General features: G+C 63.1%; 22 protein-coding genes. 8 read left to right on the top strand and 14 right to left on the bottom strand.

Going from position 1 to position 17,797, the window contains the following annotated elements; translation table 11 throughout:
- A partial coding sequence (locus ABE456_RS25415; protein ID WP_346646395.1) for a hypothetical protein occupies window positions 1–235 on the bottom strand: 235 nt, incomplete at its 3' end.
- Window positions 236–366: 131 nt separating this feature from the next.
- Between ABE456_RS25415 and ABE456_RS25410 the strand changes: the two genes are divergently transcribed.
- From ABE456_RS25410 to ABE456_RS25395, 4 genes are all read left to right on the top strand, one after another.
- Window positions 367–771, top strand: a complete 405-nt coding sequence (locus ABE456_RS25410) for a TraR/DksA C4-type zinc finger protein (protein WP_346646394.1) — start codon at window positions 367–369, stop codon at window positions 769–771.
- A 178-nt stretch (window positions 772–949) separates the two neighbouring features.
- Complete coding sequence (locus ABE456_RS25405) at window positions 950–1,144, top strand: hypothetical protein (RefSeq protein WP_346646393.1); 195 nt, start codon at window positions 950–952, stop codon at window positions 1,142–1,144.
- 345 nt (window positions 1,145–1,489) lie between these two features.
- Window positions 1,490–1,960, top strand: coding sequence for a hypothetical protein (locus ABE456_RS25400; protein WP_060500527.1), 471 nt, complete (start codon window positions 1,490–1,492; stop codon window positions 1,958–1,960).
- Complete coding sequence (locus tag ABE456_RS25395) at window positions 1,957–2,169, top strand: hypothetical protein (protein WP_346646392.1); 213 nt, start codon at window positions 1,957–1,959, stop codon at window positions 2,167–2,169. Before ABE456_RS25400 ends, ABE456_RS25395 begins: the two co-directional genes overlap by 4 nt.
- 12 nt (window positions 2,170–2,181) lie before the next feature.
- On the opposite strand, the gene ABE456_RS25390 is transcribed toward ABE456_RS25395, so the two are convergent.
- From ABE456_RS25390 to ABE456_RS25360, 7 genes are all read right to left on the bottom strand, one after another.
- A complete protein-coding gene (locus ABE456_RS25390) occupies window positions 2,182–2,547 on the bottom strand; it encodes a Na+/H+ antiporter subunit G (protein ID WP_346646391.1) in 366 nt (121 codons plus the stop codon).
- A complete protein-coding gene (locus ABE456_RS25385; RefSeq protein ID WP_003250109.1) occupies window positions 2,544–2,822 on the bottom strand; it encodes a K+/H+ antiporter subunit F in 279 nt (92 codons plus the stop codon). Before ABE456_RS25385 ends, ABE456_RS25390 begins: the two co-directional genes overlap by 4 nt.
- Window positions 2,819–3,307, bottom strand: coding sequence for a Na+/H+ antiporter subunit E (locus ABE456_RS25380; RefSeq protein WP_346646390.1), 489 nt, complete (start codon window positions 3,305–3,307; stop codon window positions 2,819–2,821). Before ABE456_RS25380 ends, ABE456_RS25385 begins: the two co-directional genes overlap by 4 nt.
- Complete coding sequence (locus ABE456_RS25375; protein ID WP_346646389.1) at window positions 3,304–4,983, bottom strand: monovalent cation/H+ antiporter subunit D; 1,680 nt, start codon at window positions 4,981–4,983, stop codon at window positions 3,304–3,306. Before ABE456_RS25375 ends, ABE456_RS25380 begins: the two co-directional genes overlap by 4 nt.
- On the bottom strand, window positions 4,980–5,324 hold the full coding sequence (locus ABE456_RS25370; protein WP_003250128.1) for a Na+/H+ antiporter subunit C: 345 nt from the start codon (window positions 5,322–5,324) through the stop codon (window positions 4,980–4,982). The genes ABE456_RS25375 and ABE456_RS25370 overlap by 4 nt, the downstream gene beginning before the upstream one ends.
- On the bottom strand, window positions 5,324–8,239 hold the full coding sequence (locus tag ABE456_RS25365; RefSeq protein WP_346646388.1) for a monovalent cation/H+ antiporter subunit A: 2,916 nt from the start codon (window positions 8,237–8,239) through the stop codon (window positions 5,324–5,326). The genes ABE456_RS25370 and ABE456_RS25365 overlap by 1 nt, the downstream gene beginning before the upstream one ends.
- A 150-nt stretch (window positions 8,240–8,389) precedes the next feature.
- Complete coding sequence (locus tag ABE456_RS25360) at window positions 8,390–9,340, bottom strand: DMT family transporter (protein WP_346646387.1); 951 nt, start codon at window positions 9,338–9,340, stop codon at window positions 8,390–8,392.
- A gap of 83 nt (window positions 9,341–9,423) precedes the next feature.
- Here ABE456_RS25360 and ABE456_RS25355 point away from each other — a divergent pair, with 83 nt between their 5' ends.
- Window positions 9,424–9,987 (top strand): XRE family transcriptional regulator, encoded by a 564-nt coding sequence (locus ABE456_RS25355; protein ID WP_346646386.1) that lies wholly within the window; start codon window positions 9,424–9,426, stop codon window positions 9,985–9,987.
- 132 nt (window positions 9,988–10,119) lie between these two features.
- Here the strand turns inward: ABE456_RS25355 and ABE456_RS25350 are convergent, their stop codons facing one another.
- Entirely contained in the window at window positions 10,120–10,668 is a 549-nt protein-coding gene (locus ABE456_RS25350) for a cysteine hydrolase family protein (protein ID WP_346646385.1), read from the bottom strand.
- 82 nt (window positions 10,669–10,750) lie between these two features.
- Between ABE456_RS25350 and ABE456_RS25345 the strand changes: the two genes are divergently transcribed.
- Together ABE456_RS25345 and ABE456_RS25340 are read left to right on the top strand one after the other, a co-directional pair.
- Window positions 10,751–11,734, top strand: coding sequence for a helix-turn-helix domain-containing protein (locus ABE456_RS25345; RefSeq protein WP_346646384.1), 984 nt, complete (start codon window positions 10,751–10,753; stop codon window positions 11,732–11,734).
- A gap of 105 nt (window positions 11,735–11,839) precedes the next feature.
- Window positions 11,840–12,220 carry an antibiotic biosynthesis monooxygenase gene (locus ABE456_RS25340; protein ID WP_346646383.1) on the top strand — a complete coding sequence of 127 codons (381 nt, stop codon included), beginning with the start codon at window positions 11,840–11,842 and terminating at the stop codon, window positions 12,218–12,220.
- On the opposite strand, the gene ABE456_RS25335 is transcribed toward ABE456_RS25340, so the two are convergent.
- Both ABE456_RS25335 and ABE456_RS25330 read right to left on the bottom strand, forming a co-directional pair.
- Window positions 12,199–12,969 carry an alpha/beta fold hydrolase gene (locus tag ABE456_RS25335; protein ID WP_346646382.1) on the bottom strand — a complete coding sequence of 257 codons (771 nt, stop codon included), beginning with the start codon at window positions 12,967–12,969 and terminating at the stop codon, window positions 12,199–12,201. The two genes, ABE456_RS25340 and ABE456_RS25335, sit on opposite strands and share 22 nt — an antisense overlap.
- Window positions 12,953–14,071, bottom strand: coding sequence for a DUF3182 family protein (locus tag ABE456_RS25330; RefSeq protein ID WP_346646381.1), 1,119 nt, complete (start codon window positions 14,069–14,071; stop codon window positions 12,953–12,955). Before ABE456_RS25330 ends, ABE456_RS25335 begins: the two co-directional genes overlap by 17 nt.
- 220 nt (window positions 14,072–14,291) lie before the next feature.
- Between ABE456_RS25330 and ABE456_RS25325 the strand changes: the two genes are divergently transcribed.
- Window positions 14,292–16,100, top strand: coding sequence for an aminopeptidase P family protein (locus ABE456_RS25325; protein WP_346646380.1), 1,809 nt, complete (start codon window positions 14,292–14,294; stop codon window positions 16,098–16,100).
- Window positions 16,101–16,155: 55 nt separating this feature from the next.
- Here the strand turns inward: ABE456_RS25325 and ABE456_RS25320 are convergent, their stop codons facing one another.
- From ABE456_RS25320 to ABE456_RS25310, 3 genes are all read right to left on the bottom strand, one after another.
- A complete protein-coding gene (locus tag ABE456_RS25320) occupies window positions 16,156–16,437 on the bottom strand; it encodes a hypothetical protein (RefSeq protein ID WP_346646379.1) in 282 nt (93 codons plus the stop codon).
- 190 nt (window positions 16,438–16,627) lie between these two features.
- Window positions 16,628–17,515 (bottom strand): threonine/homoserine exporter RhtA, encoded by an 888-nt coding sequence (gene rhtA, locus ABE456_RS25315; protein WP_346646378.1) that lies wholly within the window; start codon window positions 17,513–17,515, stop codon window positions 16,628–16,630.
- A partial coding sequence (locus ABE456_RS25310; RefSeq protein ID WP_346646377.1) for a hypothetical protein occupies window positions 17,516–17,797 on the bottom strand: 282 nt, incomplete at its 5' end. It abuts the gene before it with no gap.

Genomic DNA, 17,797 nt, shown 5'->3' with positions numbered 1-17,797 from the left:
ATGGGGCCTCAGCGCTTGACGGGCATCCATGCCCGTCACCTCCCTCCGCAAGCCCTTCGCTCGGCCTCCTGAAGTCGCGAAGATCAAGATCAAGATCAAGATCAAGATCAAAAGCCAGAGCCAGAGCCAGAACCAGATTCTCAGTATCGTGGAGGCAACGGAGTTGAACTGAAGGCACCGACCAGCGGATTGTAAGCATCGGAAGCAAATTCGCACCCATTTGCAGTTGCTCCACGCGACGTGGCGCCTTAGACTGCCGCCCCCTGTAAAAGAGTGCCGATTGGCGCTTGAAGAATTCCGCCGCCGATGCCAAGGCGCCGGCGGCACATGAATCGCCCAAATGCACATTTTTTCATAGAGAAATCGATGACCAAGGAACAGTTGCTGGCCATGTCGGCCGATGACTACATGAACGCCGACCAGCTGGCCTTCTTCGCTGAGCTGCTGCAGGCGATGAAAGTCGAAACCCATGAACGCATCGAGCTCAGCCGCACCACCATCGAAGGCCTGGACACCCCGTCGGACCCTGCCGACGTGGCTTCGGTCGAAGAAGAGCGTAGCTGGCTGGTAAATGCCATCGACCGCGACCAGCGCCTGCTGCCACAGCTGGAAATGGCCCTGGACCGTATTACCGACGAGAGCTTCGGCTGGTGCGATGACAGCGGTGAGCCAATCGGCCTGAAGCGTCTGCTGATCAGCCCGACCACCAAGTACTGCATCGAAGCCCAAGAGCGCCACGAGCAGCTCGATCGCCACCAGCGTCAGGTTTAACCTCGCGCACGGCGCCAAGCCCCACGGAGCAGTCCCTGGGGCTTTTTGCGTTTCTTGCAAGCGGCCGGTTTTGTTGCTCGGTGAGTAACACTGCTGTACCGGGATGGGCTGTTTCCTCACCGCCGTCAGGCGTATCATGGCTATATCGTTAGGGTGCTAATTAATTCCGGAGGGAATGATGAATAGCCGAGTCGATGTAGCCGTGATGATTGGTTCAGGTGTGCCGGCAACCCTGCAGGCGTTGGGCAAACGCATCTGTTGGGTGGTGCTGGTCAATGGCGAACGCCGAGGCACCGCATTCGCGACACGTGAAGAGGCGTTGGAATGCCAGGCTGCCTGGTTGCAGCAATTGAAGAAAGGCTTGGCTGCCTGAAAATGTTTATTGCCTCTCGACGGGTTTCAGTGTTTTCGGGCATATTTGTCCTACAGTAATGCGCACATGGATGCTAGGGCTTGTCTTCTTGCAGGCTCACTCCCGTGGTTGCGATTTCTGGCGAGTGATATCAGGCATCACGCTTCCCAAGCCGGGAATGAGCCAAACGCCTTCGGTTGAAGGCGAATCTGGCAAGCCAGAGTAAAGATTCCTGCACGCTGCATCGTCAGCGAGCACAGACATTTCGCATATCGCTTTATTACTCTTTTCGCCTATCGATAAGAAATGGCCGTGCCTCCCCGAGCTTGGGTGAGGGCGGGTTGTAACCGGTTGAGGATTACTTCATTGGCAGTCAGCACTCTTGATACCCATGCATTGTTCGCCCTTGGCGACTTGCGCGGTAAATTGGCCCAGCTGTTCCAGGGCCGCTTTATCTATGTGACCGAACAGAATCCCGAAGGCCTGTACATGGCCGAGATCGACACCGAAAGTGCCTTGGTGGTCGATGACAAGCAGCGCCTGGAGCTGAAAGTAGGCGACCACTTCCGCGCTGCCGTGCTGCCCAGCCGCGAAGGCGGCAAGCTGGAAATGCGCTTTCGCGAAATCAAACTGAACGTTTATGGTGTGGGCGATTACGCCTTCGTATCGGTGCCCGAAGGCGAGGGCATCGTATTCCGTGAAGGCCAGGGCGTGATGCTGGTGTTCGCCGCGCAGCAGCAAGTACAGGAAGGCCTGGGCAAGTTGCTCAAGGCGGTGACCGGCAAGGTTGCCAAATGGCGCAAGGGTGAACTGACCACCTTCAAGGCCAGTGAATGACCGACAGTGGTGATACACCTGCCACGCGTGCCGAGTTTCATCGGCAACACCAGGCAGATGCCGTGGCTGAGGCTGAGCGTTTGCTGGCCAGGCGCGAGGTGTTGCAAAGCGCCTGGCTGACCTGGGTGGCGGGTGAATTGTACCGCCTCGGTCCACCGCCCTATGCTGCCATGGTCCGGCGGGAGTTGCAGCGCCTCAGCCAAGGGTGAGGTGGCAACCGTTCAATTACCGCGATCTCGGCCGCTGCTGACTTCTTCAGGTACCGGTTCTTTCGACATGCGTTTGCGGAACAGTGCCGCCCGGGCCAGCAACAGCGTGGTGACCGGCACGGTGATCGACAGCAGGACTGGAATCAGCCAGGCGTGCAGTACCGGCGCATCCTTGAGCCACGAGAAGTAGATGATCGAGGCCAGCGCCACGCACCAGGCACCGATGGTCGAGGCCAGTGCCGGCGGGTGCATGCGCTGGAAGTAGTCTTTCAGGCGCAACAGGCCCAGTGCGCCGACCAGGGCGAACAGGCTGCCAGTCAGCAGCAGCACGGCGGTGATCAGTTCCAGCCAGAAGGGTAGTTGCAGGGATTCAGTCATTCGATCACCTCACCGCGCAGCAGGAACTTGGCCAGGGCAAACGAGCCGACGAAGCCGAACAGCGCAATCAGCAGGGCACCTTCGAAGTAGGTGTCACTGGCATAACGGATACCCAGCACCAGCATGGTCAGCATGGCCAGGATGTACAGGTAGTCCAGCGCCAGTACCCGGTCCTGGGCAGACGGGCCGCGGAACAGGCGGATCAGCGCCAGGCCCATGGCCAGGGCGAAGATGAACAGGCTGGCGAGGACAGCGTTGGCGAGCAGGCCTGTCATTGGAAAATCTCCATCAGCGGGCGTTCGTAGGTGTCTTTGAAGTGCGTGATGAAGGCCGCCTCATCGGCCAGGTCGAACACATGCAGTAGCAGCACGCTGCGGTCCAGCGCCAGCTCGGACCAGACCGTACCGGGCACCACCGTGGTGATCATCGACAGCGCTGCCAGGCCATGCGGATCGCGCAGGGCCAGCGGGATGTGGACGAACGCCGAACGTGGCGGTTGCTTGCCGGCGCGCAGCACGCCGCGCGCCACCAGCAGGTTGGACATGATCACATCGAGGCCAACCCGGCCAATCAGCCGGGCAATGACCAGTGGCCGCCGCACATGGGCATGTTGCGGGCGCAGCGGCGCCATCAGCAGTGGCGCCAGTGCGCCAAGCACGGCGCCCAGCAGCAAGTTGCCGGGGCTGACCGAAAGGTTCAGCAACAGCCACAGCGCGAACAGCGAAACCGATAGTAGCGGGGCGGGGAACAGTCGGTTCATGGCTGCACCTGTACGTCGAGCGAGGTGGGGCCAGGAATCGGCCGGGCGGCCATCACGGCTTCGATATAGGCATCGGGGGCCTGCAGGCTGGCGGCAGTGTCCTGGGTATAGCGCAGCAGCGGCTCGGCCTTGAGGCTGAGGACCATGCACAGGCCGAGCAGGATGACGATGGGCAGGCACTCATAGCGGCGCAGCACCGGCGACGGGCGCTCTTCGGGTTTCCAGAAGCGCTGGATACCGACGCGGCCGAAGGCGATCAGTGAGGCCATGCCAGACAGGATCAGCAGGGCTACCAGGCCCCAGCCTGCCGCACCCAACGGTTGCTCGGGCGGCACGCCCAGCCCCTGCGGGTTGAACAGCGCGCTGATCAGGTTGAGCTTGCCAACAAAGCCTGACAGCGGCGGCATGCCGATGATCAGCAAGGCACAGGCAATAAAGCTGAGGCCGAGGAAGGCCATGGTCCACGGGATGATCTGGCCGATCACCACCTTTTGCTCGTCGTCGAGGTTGATGCCCTTGGGCGGGTGCAGCGACTCCAGCGGTGGCGGTATGACGCCTTCTTCATCGTCCAGTGGCGCTTCATTGGCCGAGCGCGAACGCTCGACCAGTTCGGCGAGCAGGAACAGCGCGCACAGCGCCAGGGTCGAGTTGACCAGGTAGAACAACGCAGCGCCGGTGAGCGCCGACTGGGCAAAGCCGACCGCGCCGAGCAGGGTGCCGGCCGAGACCAGGATGCTGAGCGCCGCCATACGCTCCAGGCGCTGCGCGGCCAGGATCGACACCGCTGCCACAGCCAGGGTGACCAGGCCACCGTACACCAGCCATTCACCACCGAAGTGCGCCGAGGCCCCGGCCTGCCCGGAGAACAGCAACGTCCACAGGCGCAGCACGGCATACAGGCCGACCTTGGTCATGATGGCGAACAGCGCAGCCACTGGCGCGCTGGCCGAGGCATAGGCCGGCACCAGCCAGAAGTTCAGCGGCCAGATGCCGGCCTTGACCAGGAAAGCCATGGCCAGAATGGCCGCGCCGGCGTGCAGCAGGCCACGATCGGCCTCCGGCACCAGCGGAATCTTCAGGGCCAGGTCGGCCATGTTCAGTGTGCCGGTTACCCCGTATAGCATCGCCGCGCCAATCAGGAACAGCGACGAGGCGAACAGGTTGATGGCGATGTAGTGCAGGCCGGCGCGCACCCGGGCGCGGCCCGAGCCATGCAGCAGCAGGCCATAGGAGGCGGCCAGCAGCACTTCGAAGAACACGAACAGGTTGAACAGGTCGGCGGTGAGAAAGGCACCGTACAGGCCCATCAACTGGATCTGGAACAGTGCATGGAAGCTGGCCCCGGCACCGTCCCAGCGGGCGCGGGCAAATAGCAGTGCGCTGAAGCCGATGACCCCGGTCAGCGTCAGCAGCAACGCGGACAGGTGGTCCACTACCAGCACGATGCCGAATGGCGCCGGCCAGTTTCCCGGCAGGTACACGCCGATCGACTCCGCCTGGCCCTGGGTGCGCACCCACAGCAGCAGGCAAACCGCGATGGCCAGGCCGGCGAAGGTCGACAGCAGGTTCAGCCGGTCCTTGATCTGCCGGTGCTTTTCGCCCAGCAGCAACATCACCGCAGCGGTGATCAGCGGCAGCAGGATAGGTGCGATGATCAGTTGACTCATACCACTCATTCGTCACGCTCCCGGCCATCGACGTGGTCGGTACCGGTCAGCCCGCGCGAGGCCAGCAACACCACCAGGAACAGCGCGGTCATGGCGAAGCTGATGACGATGGCGGTGAGCACCAGGGCCTGTGGCAGCGGGTCGGTGTAGTGCAGCAGGTCCTGGGTAACGCCGTCCTTGATGATCGGCTCCTTGCCGATGAACAGGCTGCCCATGCTGAAGATGAACAGGTTGACCCCGTACGACAGCAGGCATAGGCCCATGATCACCTGGTAGGTACGTGGGCGCAGGATCAACCATACCCCCGAGGCGGCCAGCACGCCGATGGCGACTGCAATCACTTCTTCCATCAGGCGGCTCCTGCTTGGCTGGTTTTCGCCGGGTTGCCCGGGCGGTAGGCGCGCACCGACTGGTGCGCCAGGGCGGTGAGGATCAGCAGGGTCGAGCCGACCACCACGGTGAACACGCCGACATCGAAGAACAGCGCGCTGGCCACGTGCACGTCACCGAGCAACGGCAGGTACAGGTGGGCGGTATGGGTGGTGAGGAACGGGTAGCCGAGCAGCATGGCGCCCACCCCGGTCAGGGTTGCGCACAGCAGCCCGGTGCCCATCCAGCGCAGCGGGCGCAGGCTCATCTGCGCCTCGACCCACTGGGTGCCGGCCACCATGTATTGCAGGATGAATGCCACTGACATCACCAGGCCGGCGACAAAGCCGCCGCCCGGCTGGTTATGCCCACGCATGAACAGGTACATCGACACCAGCAAGGCGATCGGCAGCAGCAGGCGCACCAGCACCGCAGGCACCATCATGAAGCCCAGCGCGGTGTCGGTGGCGTGCCGCGGGTTGATCAGGTCGGTGACCACGTCGGGCGCCAGCTGGCGCTGCTGCGCCGGCAATTGCATGCTCTCCTTCGGTGGGCGGAAGCGCCGCAGCAGGGCGAACACGGTCAGCGCCACGGCCACCAGCACGGTGATTTCACCGAGGGTATCGAAGCCGCGGAAATCGACCAGCATCACATTGACCACGTTGGTGCCGCCGCCCTGGGGCAGCGCCCGGCTCAGGTAGAACGAGGAAATGTCGTTGGGTGTCGGGCGGGTCAGCATGGCATACGACAGTACGGCCATCCCGCCGCCCACCAGCACTGCCAGCAGCAGGTCGCGCAGGCGGCGCATGCGCGCACGCTCCAGGCTGCCGGGCAGCGGCGACACGCCTTCGATCCGCCGCGGCAGCCAGCGCAGGCCGAGCAGGATCAGCACGGTGGTGACCACTTCAACCACCAGCTGGGTCAGGGCCAGGTCGGGTGCGGAGAACCAGACGAAGGTAATGCACGTCATCAGGCCGCAGACGCTGACCATGATCAATGCCGCCAGGCGGTGGTACTTGGCCTGATAGGCAGCGCCGATGGCGCAGGCAATGGCGATCAGCCACAGCGCGACAAACACCCCCGAGCCTGGAATTTTCGGCCGGTCGCCCCAGCTCAGGCCGCTGTAGAGCATGGGCGTGAGGCCGGCGAGAAACGCTGCAACCACCAGCATGAACAACTGCGACTGCAGGCGGCGGGTGGTGAGCAGACGCTCGATACGCCGCGCCAGCAGCATCAGTTGAACCTGGCCGTGCTCGAACAGGCGCTTGCCGTTGAAGCGCTCGATTACAGGCGGGTAAGGGAAACGGCCCAGGCGCAGCTGCTTGCGCAGCAACAGGTACAGCACGATACCGCCGCTCATGGCCACCAGGCTCATGATCAGTGGCGCGTTCCAGCCGTGCCAGATGGCCAGGCTGTATTCCGGCAGGGTGCCACCCACCACCGGCAGCGCGGCGGCGGCCAGCAGCGGGCCGACCGATTGGGCGGGGAAGATGCCCACCACCAGGCAGGTGAGTACCAGCAGCTCGACCGGGGCGCGCATCCAGCGTGGCGGCTCATGCGGGGTGTGGGGCAAGTCCTGGGCAGTAGGCCCGAAGAACACATCGACGGTGAAGCGCAAGGCATAGGCCACGCTGAAAGTACCGGCCAGGGTGGCGATTACCGGCAGTGTGGCTTCGACCCAGGCGGTGGAGCTGATGAACACCGTTTCGGCGAAGAACATTTCCTTCGACAGGAAACCGTTCATCAACGGCACGCCAGCCATCGAGGCGCTGGCGACCATGGCCAGGGTGGCGGTGTACGGCACCAGGCGGATCAGGCCGCTGAGGCGGCGGATATCCCGGGTACCGCTTTCGTGGTCTATGATGCCGGCGGCCATGAACAACGAGGCCTTGAAGGTGGCATGGTTGAGAATGTGGAACACTGCGGCGACAGCAGCCAGCGGGCTGTTCAGGCCCAGCAGCAGGGTAATCAGGCCCAGGTGGCTGATGGTCGAATAGGCCAGCAGGCCCTTGAGGTCGTTCTGGAACATCGCGGCGAAGGCGCCGAGCAGCAAGGTGATTGCGCCGGCACCGCCGACGATCCAGAACCATTCTTCGCTGCCGGATAGCACCGGCCATAGGCGTGCCAGCAGGAATACCCCGGCCTTGACCATGGTGGCCGAGTGCAGATAAGCCGATACCGGCGTGGGCGCTGCCATGGCGTGGGGCAGCCAGAACTGGAAGGGGAACTGTGCGCTCTTGCTCAGGGCGCCGATGAGGATCAGGGGCAGCAGCACCGGGTACAGCGCATGCTGGCGGATGGTGTCGCCGGCAGCCAGGACCTTGTCCAGGTCGTAGCTGCCGACCACATGGCCGAGCAGCAGGGCCCCTACCAGCAGGCACAAACCTCCCGCACCGGTCACCATCAGCGCCATATAGGCGCCGCGGCGGGCATCGGCGCGGTGGTGCCAGTAGCCGATCAACAGGAAGGAGAACAGGCTGGTCAGTTCCCAGAAGAATACCAGTTGGATCAGGTTGCCAGAGATTACCAGGCCCAGCATGGCGCCCATGAAGGCCAGGAAGAAGGCGAAGAAGCGCGGCACCGGGTCTTGCGGCGACATGTAATAGCGCGCATACAGCGACACCAGCGTGCCGATGCCCAGCACCAGCAGCGAGAACAGCCAGGCGAAGCCGTCCATGCGCAGCACCAGGTTCAGCCCCAGGCTGGGCAGCCACAGGAATTCTTCGCGAATCACCCCGCCGTGGGCAACCTGAGGGTAAAGCAGTGCTACCTGGACGGTACCGACCAGGGCTACGAGCCCGGCAAGAAGGGACTCGGCGTTACGTGCGTTGTGCGGCAGCACGGCTGCCAGGCAACTGCCCACGAACGGCAGAAGCAATAGCACTATCAATGACATAGCGGCCTATTCTGGAGAAGTTTGCAAAGAATCATACGTGTCAAGGTGATGATCACCAACACGCAAGCTGTCGCAGAATCCTACAAACAGGCTGTGACAAGCGGTTTTTTTATAACAGTTCTTTACAAAGCATAGCCGCTGTTGCCCGCTTTACAGTCCGGCCTGGCGTTCGCCTTGATCCTGTACATCGCCTGCTTCGGCAGCTTCACGCGGGCGCCGCACCTTGAGTTCGCTGGCTACCACCGCGATCACGATCAGCAGGCCGCCGAGCAGGGCCACGCCCGGCAGGCGTTCGCCGGCGATGCGCCCGACGATGCCGGCCCATACCGGCTCGCCGGCATAAATGAGCGTGGCGCGGGTGGGCGAGACCGACTTCTGCGCCCAGTTCATCGCCACCTGGATCACCGCGCTCATGGCACCCAGGCCTACTGCGCTGGCCAGTAGCAGCCAGGAGAAGTCGGGGATGCGTTCCTGGGTCGGTACGATCATCAGGAATGCCAGCAGCGATGCGGTCGCCAGTTGTACCACGGTGACCCGGCGCACATCGACCTGGCCGGCGTAGCGGCTGATCAGGATGATTTCGCCGGCAATGGCCACGGCACTCACCAGGGTTACCAGTTCGCCCTCGCTGAAGCGCAGGCTGCCGCCTTCCGGCCCAGCCAGCAGCATCAGGCCGACAAACGCCAGGCAGATACCGACGCTGGGCATCAGGCCTGGCCGCCGACCCAGTACCAGCCACTGCAGCAGCGGCACGAATGGCACGTACAGCGCAGTGATGAACGCCGACTGGCTGCTGCTGATGGTTTGCAGGCCCATGGTCTGCAAGCCATAGCCGAGCATGATCGATACGCCGATCAGCATGCCGGCTTTCAGTTCGGTAAAGGTCAGCCCAGGCAGTGCCCGCGCCGAGACCACGCCAACGAACAACGCGGCTGCGGCAAAACGCAGGCCGACGAAGAACATCGGGCCGCTGACAGTCATCACGTTGTGCACCAGCAGGAAGGTGCCGCCCCACAACATGGTGATGAACACCAGTACCAGTTCTGCCTTGCTCAGGCGAAAGGTAACGGCGGGGGTCGGCTTGCTGCTGGGCTGGCTCATGGTCTTGCGTACTCGGAGGGGGCGGCGCACAATTGCCGCAAAGTGAGCAGTATACTGCGCAATATCGACCAGTGAGCAATATAGTGCACAAAGATTCTTCGCACCGAGCATCGGTGCTGCAACATGTCAGCCACAATGTACGCAGCCTGCGCAATGCCGCTGGCATGAGCCAGACCGCGCTGGCCGAGCGCTCCGGGGTCAGCCGCCGCATGCTGGTGGCGATCGAGGCGGGTGAAAAGAATGTCAGCCTGACTACCCTGGACCTGATTGCCGAAGCCTTGGGCGTGGCTTTCAGTACCCTGATCCAGGCCCCTGACCAGCGTGACCCCGGGCGTATCGAAGAGCTGGCCTGGGCCGGTGAACACCTGCAAAGCAGGGCGGTGTTACTCGGCACCAGCCCGGCGCGGCGCGAGGTGGAACTGTGGGAATGGACCCTGGCACCGGGCGAGTGCTATTCCAGCGAGGCCGATGCCGAGGGTTGGAGTGAGCAGATCTATGTGGCTGAAGGGCAACTGACGCTGATCATCGAAGGGGTCGAGCACCGCCTGCAGGTGGGGCAGTTCCATGTCTTTCCCAGCAATTGCCGGTATGCCTACCGCAATGATGGCGCGGTGGCGGTGCGCTTTGTGCGCAATGTGGTGATCTGAGTTTGCAGGATTGGGGCTGCTGCGCAGCCCATCGCGACGCAAGGCCGCTCCTGCAAGGGATCGCGTACCTTCTGTGGGGGCGGCCTTGCGTCGCGAAAGGGGCGCAAAGCGCCCCCAAAATTTCAAGCCATATCAGCGATCCAGCAGTTCATCGGTCTTCACCACCTTGGCATAGGCAAACGCCAACGCCGCCATCGCCGAATCATGCACCTGCGCTGCCGGCACCTGCTTGCCGTCGAACGCCAATGGCAGGGTCGCGCAGGCATCGTGCGCCACGGTCACTTCATAGCCCAGGTCGGCCGCGGCACGGGTGGCGGCGTCGATGCACATGTGGCTCATGCTGCCAACGATGGTCAGGGCCTCGACGCCGTGGCGGTCCAGGGTGTGCTCAAGGTCAGTACCCAGGAAAGCGTTGACCTTGTGCTTGAGTACCACCGGCTCGCCCGCCACCGGTTCGACCTTGCTGTGGATGGCCGCACCCTGCGAACCAGGGGCGAAGAAGGGCGCATCGGCGCTGTCGAACTCGTGCCGCACATGCACCACCAGGTCGCCCCGTTGGCGCGCCGCCGCCAGCAGGCGGGCAGCATTGTCGGCCGCCTGGTCGGCGCCGTCGAGGGTCCACTTGCCGCCCGGGAAGTAGTCGTTCTGGATGTCGATGATGATCAGTGCCTGCTTGCTCATGCTGCCTCCTGTGGCAGTAGTCGTTGGATGACGTTAGTTATAGGCTGTGTGCACTGACCTGAGGATTGGCGCGAACGACACTATGCGGGCAAAAACTGACAACCCTGCCATCCTCGACATCGGCCTGCTGCTATACCCCGGCGTGCAGCGCGCCGCCGTGCATGGCCTGGCCGACCTGTTCCTGGTGGCCAACCGGGTTGCTGCCGAGCTGGGGGCCGTCGAGTTGCCGCAAGTTCGCGTCAGCTACTGGCAGGTAGACGAGGCGGGGCAATTGCAGCCGGCCCCTGATAGCCCACTCGCTGTCGACGCTGCCCTACGGGTGTTGATCATTCCGCCGAGCCTGGAATCGGCACCGCAAGCCGAACTGCTCGACCGCCATCGCACGTCGTTGTGCCAGCTGCACGGGAGCGGCACGGTGCTGGCATCGGTGTGCATCGGGGTGTTCTTCATTGCCGCCAGCGGCTTGCTGGACGGGCGCCCGGCCTGCACCCACTGGAACTACGTGCATTCGCTTGCCCAGCGCTTCCCCAGCATACGGGTAGAGGCCCAGCAGCCGTTGCTGGACGACGGTGACATCGTGACCTCGGCCGGGTTGATGGCCTGGACTGACTTGGGCCTGCGCCTGCTGGAGCGCTTTCTGGGGGCGACGGTGGCGCGGGAGACTGCCCGCTACCTGGCGGTTGAGCCGGTCACGGCACCCTTGCCTGGGGCGTTGTTCAACCCGCGCCTGGATCACGGCGACGAAGCAGTACTGAAAGTGCAGCATTGGCTGCAGGGCAATGGCGGGCAGGATGCCGACCTTGCCGCCATGGCGGCTTGTGCAGGGCTTGAAGAACGTACCTTCCTGCGGCGCTTTCGTGCAGCCACGGGGCTGCGCCCGACCGAATACTGCCAACAAGTGAGGGTGGGGCGGGCGTGCCGCTTGCTGGAATTTACCCGGCGCAATGTCGAGCAGATCGCCTGGGGTGTCGGTTACCAGGACCCAGGCGCGTTTCGCAAGGTGTTCCAGCGTATCACCGGCCTGACCCCGAGTGATTATCGGCGTCGCTTTGCAGTATCTGGTTAGCGGTGCGCCGCATGCAGGGCAGAAAAACCACTTGACCTTGACTTAACTTGAGGTTTTACCCTGCACGGCATCGCGCAGCATGCGTCCGAAGCCAGGAGACCGTTGATGACGGCGACACCTCATGCCCTGTGGTTCACCCAGATGATTGAATATGAAGTGCCCAGCATGTGCCAGCAAGCACTGGCCCAGGCGTTGGTTGCGCGCAGCGAAGAACTGGCCACGCTTTGTGAAGGGCTGCAGGGTGTCAGTATCCAGGCCAGCGATGATGGCAGCCGGGTGCTGCAGTACCTGCAATGGCAGTCGCGCCAGGCCTGGGCGGCGGCAGCCGTGCATTTCGTCGAGGAGCCGTTCCTTGACTTGCTTGCCCGGCACCAGGCGCGTGGCGTCAACTTTGCTGCCTACCAGGCACTGCGCAGCCTGGTGCGCGGTGCCGATGGCGGCCTGCATTGCCAGGTAGGCGAGCCTCAGGCATACCACGGCGCGTAGTGCGGGTAGCGGTTCAGGCGGGCACCGACGACCATTTCGCTGATCCATGCCGCCAGGATCGAACTGTAGGCCTTCTGGCTCTCTTCGCTGGATAACGCGTGGTCGGCACCATCGACAATGCGGTGGGTGAGCGAATGGGCGCTGACGAATGCTGAACGGTAGCTCATCAGGGTGCTGTGCGGCACGTAGTCGTCCTGCTCGGACTCCACCAGCAACACATCCCCGCCAAACTCGGCGCAGGCTGCCAACGCGCGGTTGTCCGCCGGCCCGAGCGGGCGCTGGCGGTAGGCGTTCAAGCGTTGGCGGTCGAGGGTTTGCTTGGGGGCATTCCATTCATCGTCCCAGTACATGGCGGGTACCCGCAGGGCTAGCCATTTGACCGGCCGCTCGCGGGTCAGCAAGGTGGCCAGGTAGCCGCCATAACTGCTGCCGATGATGGCAATGGCGCTGCTGTCCACCGCCGGGTGGCTGAGCAGCCGGTCGTAGGCCACCAGCAGGTCCTGGAGGTTTTGTTCGCGGGTGACCGTCAGGCGTTGGCTTTCGGTTTTTTCATGGCCGCGCAGGTCGAAGGTCATGCACACGCAGCCAAGCCCGGTAATGTGCCTGGCACGGGCCAGGTCGCGTTGCTGGCTACCGCCCCAACCGTGGACGAAGAGGATGCCCGGCATCTTGCTGCCAGGGCTGACCAGGGTACCGACGATGCTGTCGTTCTCGACTTGCAGTTCAACGGTTTCACTCTGAGTGGCCATGTTCGCGAATCCGCGCAAATTTGCTGAGTTGTCCGAGTTCACTGTCGTTTCCTTGGTAGAAGAGGGTGGCGTCAGTGGGTAGGTCGGGGGTGCCGAACACTTCATGGGTGGAGGCACGCACCTGTTGCAATGCCGGGTCGTCGGCAAAAGCCTGCAAGGCCAGCAGCTCGGCACTGCTGGCACCGCCCAGGCGCCAGGATTGTTCAAGCACGCCGCTGCGCAGCTGGCCCTGAGGGTTCAGGCCGCGAGCGATGTCGTAATTGCGCCGCGAGGCAATGAAACCGGGGAAGTGCTGCTCTGCTGCCTGCTCGTAGGCCATGGCCTGGTTGATGGCCAGGCGCAGGTGATCTTCCAGTGGTAGTTGCAGCAAGGCCTGATAGTCGCCACGCACCACCACCAGGTCGGAGCCGCCGTACACCTCGGTGCCCTGATGGTCGTGCGTCAGTTGCTGGGTGCCGTGGTAGCTGCAGGTCAGGCCGGCCACGCGCACCTGGCCGACGCTGAAAGTTTCTACGTTATTTAAGTCTTCTTCCAGCACCAGCCCCCACAGGGCCAGCTCTTTGTCATCCATATCGGCCAGCAGTGGCTCCAGCGCATCCGCCGTGGCGATGACCTGTTGCCCACGGCCGGCACTGGCCAGCACTGGTTTTATCCGCAACGGGCCGTCCCTCAGTAGCAGCTGCGCGGCATTGCGCGCATCGGCCTTGCTGAATACGGTGTAGCCGCGCAGCAAGGCATCGCTGGCCTGCAGGGCGAAGGCATCGGTCCAGCCAGGGGGGAAGCTGGCCCCTGCCGGCAACGGGTGGGAGATCGCCTTGGTCGCCATGTAGGGGTATGCCACCAGGCCGCCGAACAGGTCCTGTTCGCTGCGGATGCCCATGGCGGCATGGCGCTTGGGGTCGATCAAGGTTTCGGTAGGCAGGTAGTAGTAGCCATCGGCGGCGGTTGGTGAATGGGCTGTTTGTACGTGCGGGCAGCCCAGCAGGCGGGCCAGGCCATCGGCAAGCTTGAGGTGCACGGCCTGCTCATGGTCGGGTGTGTGTTCGCGGGTGTCGAGCAGCACCACTGCGGTTTTCGGGTTGCAGGCACTGGGCATGATCATTTGCCTGTGTGCAATGAATGTACTGAGTGTGAAGCCGGTAATGTGTGGAAGTTCAGCGGGACTTGATCGGTGGTCCTGGCCCAGTTGTAGGAAGTGTCCTGTTGGCACAGGGCATGGCGGGCAATGCATGCCGTGTGTTGGTCGTCGCGATTGCAGGGCTGTGGCGGCTGTTCCATTATCGGCACACTGGATCAACCGTGATGTAGCCGCAGGAGAGCGCATGAACGTTCAGACCACCCTTGAGCAAAGCGTGCCGCAGCGACTGGCGCGCATGCGCCAGGCCATGGCCGCAGAGGGCATCGATGCCTTGCTGGTGCCTTCGGCCGACCCCCACCTTTCCGAATACCTGCCCGGTTACTGGCAGGGGCGCCAGTGGCTGTCGGGTTTCCACGGTTCGGTCGGCACGCTGGTGGTCACGCCTGGGTTTGCCGGGTTGTGGGTCGATAGCCGCTACTGGGAACAGGCGGATCAAGAGCTGGCCGGCAGTGGCATCGAACTGATGAAGCTGTTGCCGGGCAAGCCCGGTGCACTAGAGTGGCTGGGCGAACACGTCGAGCCCAATGGCAGCGTCGCGGTGGATGGTGCGGTTATGGCCGTGGCCTCGGCGCGTCAGCTGGGCGAGCGGCTGAAGGCGCGTGGGGCGCGGCTGGTCACCGACAATGACCTGCTGGGCCAGGTCTGGGAAGGGCGCCCGGCGCTGCCCGCTAACCCGGTGTACCAGCACTTGCCGCCACACGCCACGGTGAGCAGGGCGGAAAAGCTCGCGCAGTTGCGTCAGGATATGCAGGCCAAGGGGGCCGACTGGCACTTCATCGCCACCCTCGATGACATCGCCTGGCTGTTCAACCTGCGTGGTAGTGATGTGTCCTACAACCCGGTTTTCCTGGCCTTTGCCTTGATCAATCAGCAGCAGGCCATCCTGTTCGTTGGCCAGGACAAGGTGGACGCGCACCTGCGTCAGGTGCTGGCGGTCGACGGCATCGAGGTGCGCGACTACAGCGAAGCAGGCAAGGCACTAGGTACCGTCCCGGGCGGGGGCCGGCTGCTGGTGGATCCGGCCCGGGTTACCTGCGGCTTGCTGGGTAACTTGCCGGCAGAGGTGGTGCTGGTCGAGGGGCTCAACCCCACCACCCTGAGCAAATCCTGCAAAGGTGAAGACGACCTGGTGCACATCCGCCAGGTCATGGAGCAGGACGGCGCTGCCTTGTGCGAATTCTTTGCCTGGTTCGAGGCCAGCCTCGGCCAGCAGGTGATCACCGAATTGACGGTTGACGAGCAGTTGAGCGCCGCGCGTGCCCGCCGCCCGGATTATGTGTCGTTGAGCTTCTCGACCATTGCCGCCTTCAATGGCAACGGGGCGATGCCGCACTACCGTGCTACCGAGCAATCGCATGCGGTTATCGAGGGCGATGGCTTGCTGCTGATCGATTCGGGCGGCCAGTACCTGGGCGGCACCACCGACATCACCCGCATGGTGCCTGTGGGCAACCCGAGCCTTGCGCAGAAGCAGGATTGCACCCGTGTGCTCAAAGGCATGATCGCATTGTCGCGCGCCAGCTTCCCGCGTGGGCTGCTGTCGCCGCTGCTCGACGCCATTGCCCGGGCACCGATCTGGGCCGACCAGGTGGATTATGGCCACGGCACCGGGCATGGGGTGGGTTACTTCATGAACGTGCACGAGGGGCCGCAAGTGATTGCCTACCAGGCGGCGCCCGCGCCGCAGACTGCGATGCAGGTGGGCATGATCAGCTCAATCGAGCCGGGCACGTACCGGCCTGGGCAGTGGGGGGTGCGTATCGAGAACCTGGTGGCCAACCGCGAGGCTGGCAAGAGTGCCTTCGGTGACTTCCTGAACTTTGAGACCCTGACGCTGTGCCCTATCGACACCCGTTGCCTGTTGCCCGAGTTGCTGACCAAGGAAGAGCGGGACTGGCTGAACGGCTATCACGGTAGCGTGCGCGAGCGCCTGGCACCCTTGCTCAAGGGCGAAGCGCTGGCTTGGTTGCAGGTGCGTACTGCGCCGCTGTAAGGGCAAATGAAAAAAAGGGCAAATGAAAAGGGCAGCTTGCGAGCTGCCCTTTTTTTTACTTGCAGATGACGATCATGCTGCGGCTGGTGTAGCCGGCCGGATTGATGCCGAACAAGTAGTCGCCGGGTTCTTCATCGCTATCGCCCGAGCGCGCAATTACCCGATACCCGCGGGTGCCGCAGGAGCTCGCGGCTTTGCTGTAGCAGTTATCCCATGAGGAGGAAAGGCCGGAACAGTTGATATGCAGGCCCTTCTTGCCTCTTTTGACCTCAGTCTTGGCCGTTGCGGCGCATCCAGCAATAGCCAAGATGGCCAGGATGAGCAAAATACGTTTCATTCCTGTCCTTAAATGCAGGGCGGCCCCGCTGTTTCGCCCTGTCGTTATCGCTTTGGTTCGTCCTGAAATTTCCCCAGCGTCCGTGTTCGGTCCAGTAGATAGCGTAAAGATGATGATTCTGTGACAGCTTAATCAGCGAGACGGGCCGCTACAATCATTAATTCTTGCTCAAATGAAAATATTTCTCATATCAGTCCGCTGCGACGGCAGGGCTGGCCTCCTTGCGCATGGACAATGTGGTGCCGACCGACGCGGTAATGATCGCCAGAATCGCCAGCCATTGGGTGGTGGTCAGTACCTCACCGAGGAACAGCAGGCCGGACAGCGCGCCGAACGCTGGCTCGATGCTCATCAGGGTGCCGAAGGTGCGCGCCGGGATGCGCGTGAGGGCAACCATCTCCAGGCTGTAGGGCAGGGCGGTGGACAGTACCGCGACGCCCAGGGCCATGGGGATGACGGCGGGCGTAAGCAGTGCGCTGCCGGCGTGGGCGATACCGATGGGGGCAACGAACAGGGCCGCGACCACCACGCCGAGCGCCGCGCTCTGGATGCCATGCTCGGCACCGGCGCGCTGGCCAAACAGGATGTACAGGGCCCAGCACACACCGGCGCCCAGGGCATAGGCGGCGCCCAGCGGGTCAAGTGCCTGCCCGCCGTGGCCGGCAGGTAGCAACAGCAGCAGGCCGACGATGGCCAGGGCAATCCACAGGAAGTCGATCGGCCGGCGCGAGGAGAAAATCGCCACGGCTAGCGGGCCGGTGAACTCCAGGGCCACGGCGATGCCGATCGGCACCGTTTGCAGAGCCAGATAGAAGAGGAAGTTCATGCCGCCCAGCGCCATGCCATAGATAACGACGTTGCGCAGGGTGTTGGCGGTCATGCGTACCCGCCACGGGCGCAGTATCAGCAGCATGATGATGCTGGCGAAGATCAGGCGCAGGGTGGTGGTGCCTTGTGCACCGATGATGGGGAACATGCTTTTGGCCAGGGAAGCACCGGACTGAATCGATGCCATGGCGATTAGCAGCAGGCCAATCGGGAAGAGGGTAGCGGCCAGGCTGCGGGGCTGGGTGTTCATTTATGTGCGGCGATCCTTGGGCGGGGTGGTGTGGTGCGCAATATAGTGCGCAATTGTGGGGGTGGGGGGCAAGGTTCCTGGCTTTGATTTTGTAGTGCCTGTGAAATCGAGCGCCGCGTGGGCGGCGCTCGATCTGATAGGCGCTGAAGGGGTTGTGGCGAACTCCTGGTAGCCCTGACACGGTCCTTTCCCCTTATATTTCAATTTCTTGAAATTAAAGGTTGACGCGCTTTCGAATCCCCTTATAATGCGCCCCACTTCCAGCGACAACGGAACGACAAA

The organism is Pseudomonas sp. TWI929, from assembly GCF_039673335.1.
GTDB lineage: Bacteria > Pseudomonadota > Gammaproteobacteria > Pseudomonadales > Pseudomonadaceae > Aquipseudomonas.
This window is presented reverse-complemented; position numbering and strand designations above follow the sequence as displayed.

What these genes read in the sequence shown, in the direction of transcription:
- ABE456_RS25410 (WP_346646394.1), top strand. Translation starts at nt 367, where the DNA reads ATGACCAAGGAACAGTTGCTGGCCATGTCGGCCGATGACTACATGAAC.
- ABE456_RS25405 (WP_346646393.1), top strand. Translation starts at nt 950, where the DNA reads ATGAATAGCCGAGTCGATGTAGCCGTGATGATTGGTTCAGGTGTGCCG.
- ABE456_RS25395 (WP_346646392.1), top strand. Translation starts at nt 1,957, where the DNA reads ATGACCGACAGTGGTGATACACCTGCCACGCGTGCCGAGTTTCATCGG.
- ABE456_RS25390 (WP_346646391.1), bottom strand. Translation starts at nt 2,547, where the DNA reads ATGACTGAATCCCTGCAACTACCCTTCTGGCTGGAACTGATCACCGCC.
- ABE456_RS25385 (WP_003250109.1), bottom strand. Translation starts at nt 2,822, where the DNA reads ATGACAGGCCTGCTCGCCAACGCTGTCCTCGCCAGCCTGTTCATCTTC.
- ABE456_RS25380 (WP_346646390.1), bottom strand. Translation starts at nt 3,307, where the DNA reads ATGAACCGACTGTTCCCCGCCCCGCTACTATCGGTTTCGCTGTTCGCG.
- ABE456_RS25375 (WP_346646389.1), bottom strand. Translation starts at nt 4,983, where the DNA reads ATGAGTGGTATGAGTCAACTGATCATCGCACCTATCCTGCTGCCGCTG.
- ABE456_RS25370 (WP_003250128.1), bottom strand. Translation starts at nt 5,324, where the DNA reads ATGGAAGAAGTGATTGCAGTCGCCATCGGCGTGCTGGCCGCCTCGGGG.
- ABE456_RS25365 (WP_346646388.1), bottom strand. Translation starts at nt 8,239, where the DNA reads ATGTCATTGATAGTGCTATTGCTTCTGCCGTTCGTGGGCAGTTGCCTG.
- ABE456_RS25360 (WP_346646387.1), bottom strand. Translation starts at nt 9,340, where the DNA reads ATGAGCCAGCCCAGCAGCAAGCCGACCCCCGCCGTTACCTTTCGCCTG.
- ABE456_RS25350 (WP_346646385.1), bottom strand. Translation starts at nt 10,668, where the DNA reads ATGAGCAAGCAGGCACTGATCATCATCGACATCCAGAACGACTACTTC.
- ABE456_RS25345 (WP_346646384.1), top strand. Translation starts at nt 10,751, where the DNA reads ATGCGGGCAAAAACTGACAACCCTGCCATCCTCGACATCGGCCTGCTG.
- ABE456_RS25340 (WP_346646383.1), top strand. Translation starts at nt 11,840, where the DNA reads ATGACGGCGACACCTCATGCCCTGTGGTTCACCCAGATGATTGAATAT.
- ABE456_RS25335 (WP_346646382.1), bottom strand. Translation starts at nt 12,969, where the DNA reads ATGGCCACTCAGAGTGAAACCGTTGAACTGCAAGTCGAGAACGACAGC.
- ABE456_RS25330 (WP_346646381.1), bottom strand. Translation starts at nt 14,071, where the DNA reads ATGATCATGCCCAGTGCCTGCAACCCGAAAACCGCAGTGGTGCTGCTC.
- ABE456_RS25325 (WP_346646380.1), top strand. Translation starts at nt 14,292, where the DNA reads ATGAACGTTCAGACCACCCTTGAGCAAAGCGTGCCGCAGCGACTGGCG.
- ABE456_RS25320 (WP_346646379.1), bottom strand. Translation starts at nt 16,437, where the DNA reads ATGAAACGTATTTTGCTCATCCTGGCCATCTTGGCTATTGCTGGATGC.
- rhtA (WP_346646378.1), bottom strand. Translation starts at nt 17,515, where the DNA reads ATGAACACCCAGCCCCGCAGCCTGGCCGCTACCCTCTTCCCGATTGGC.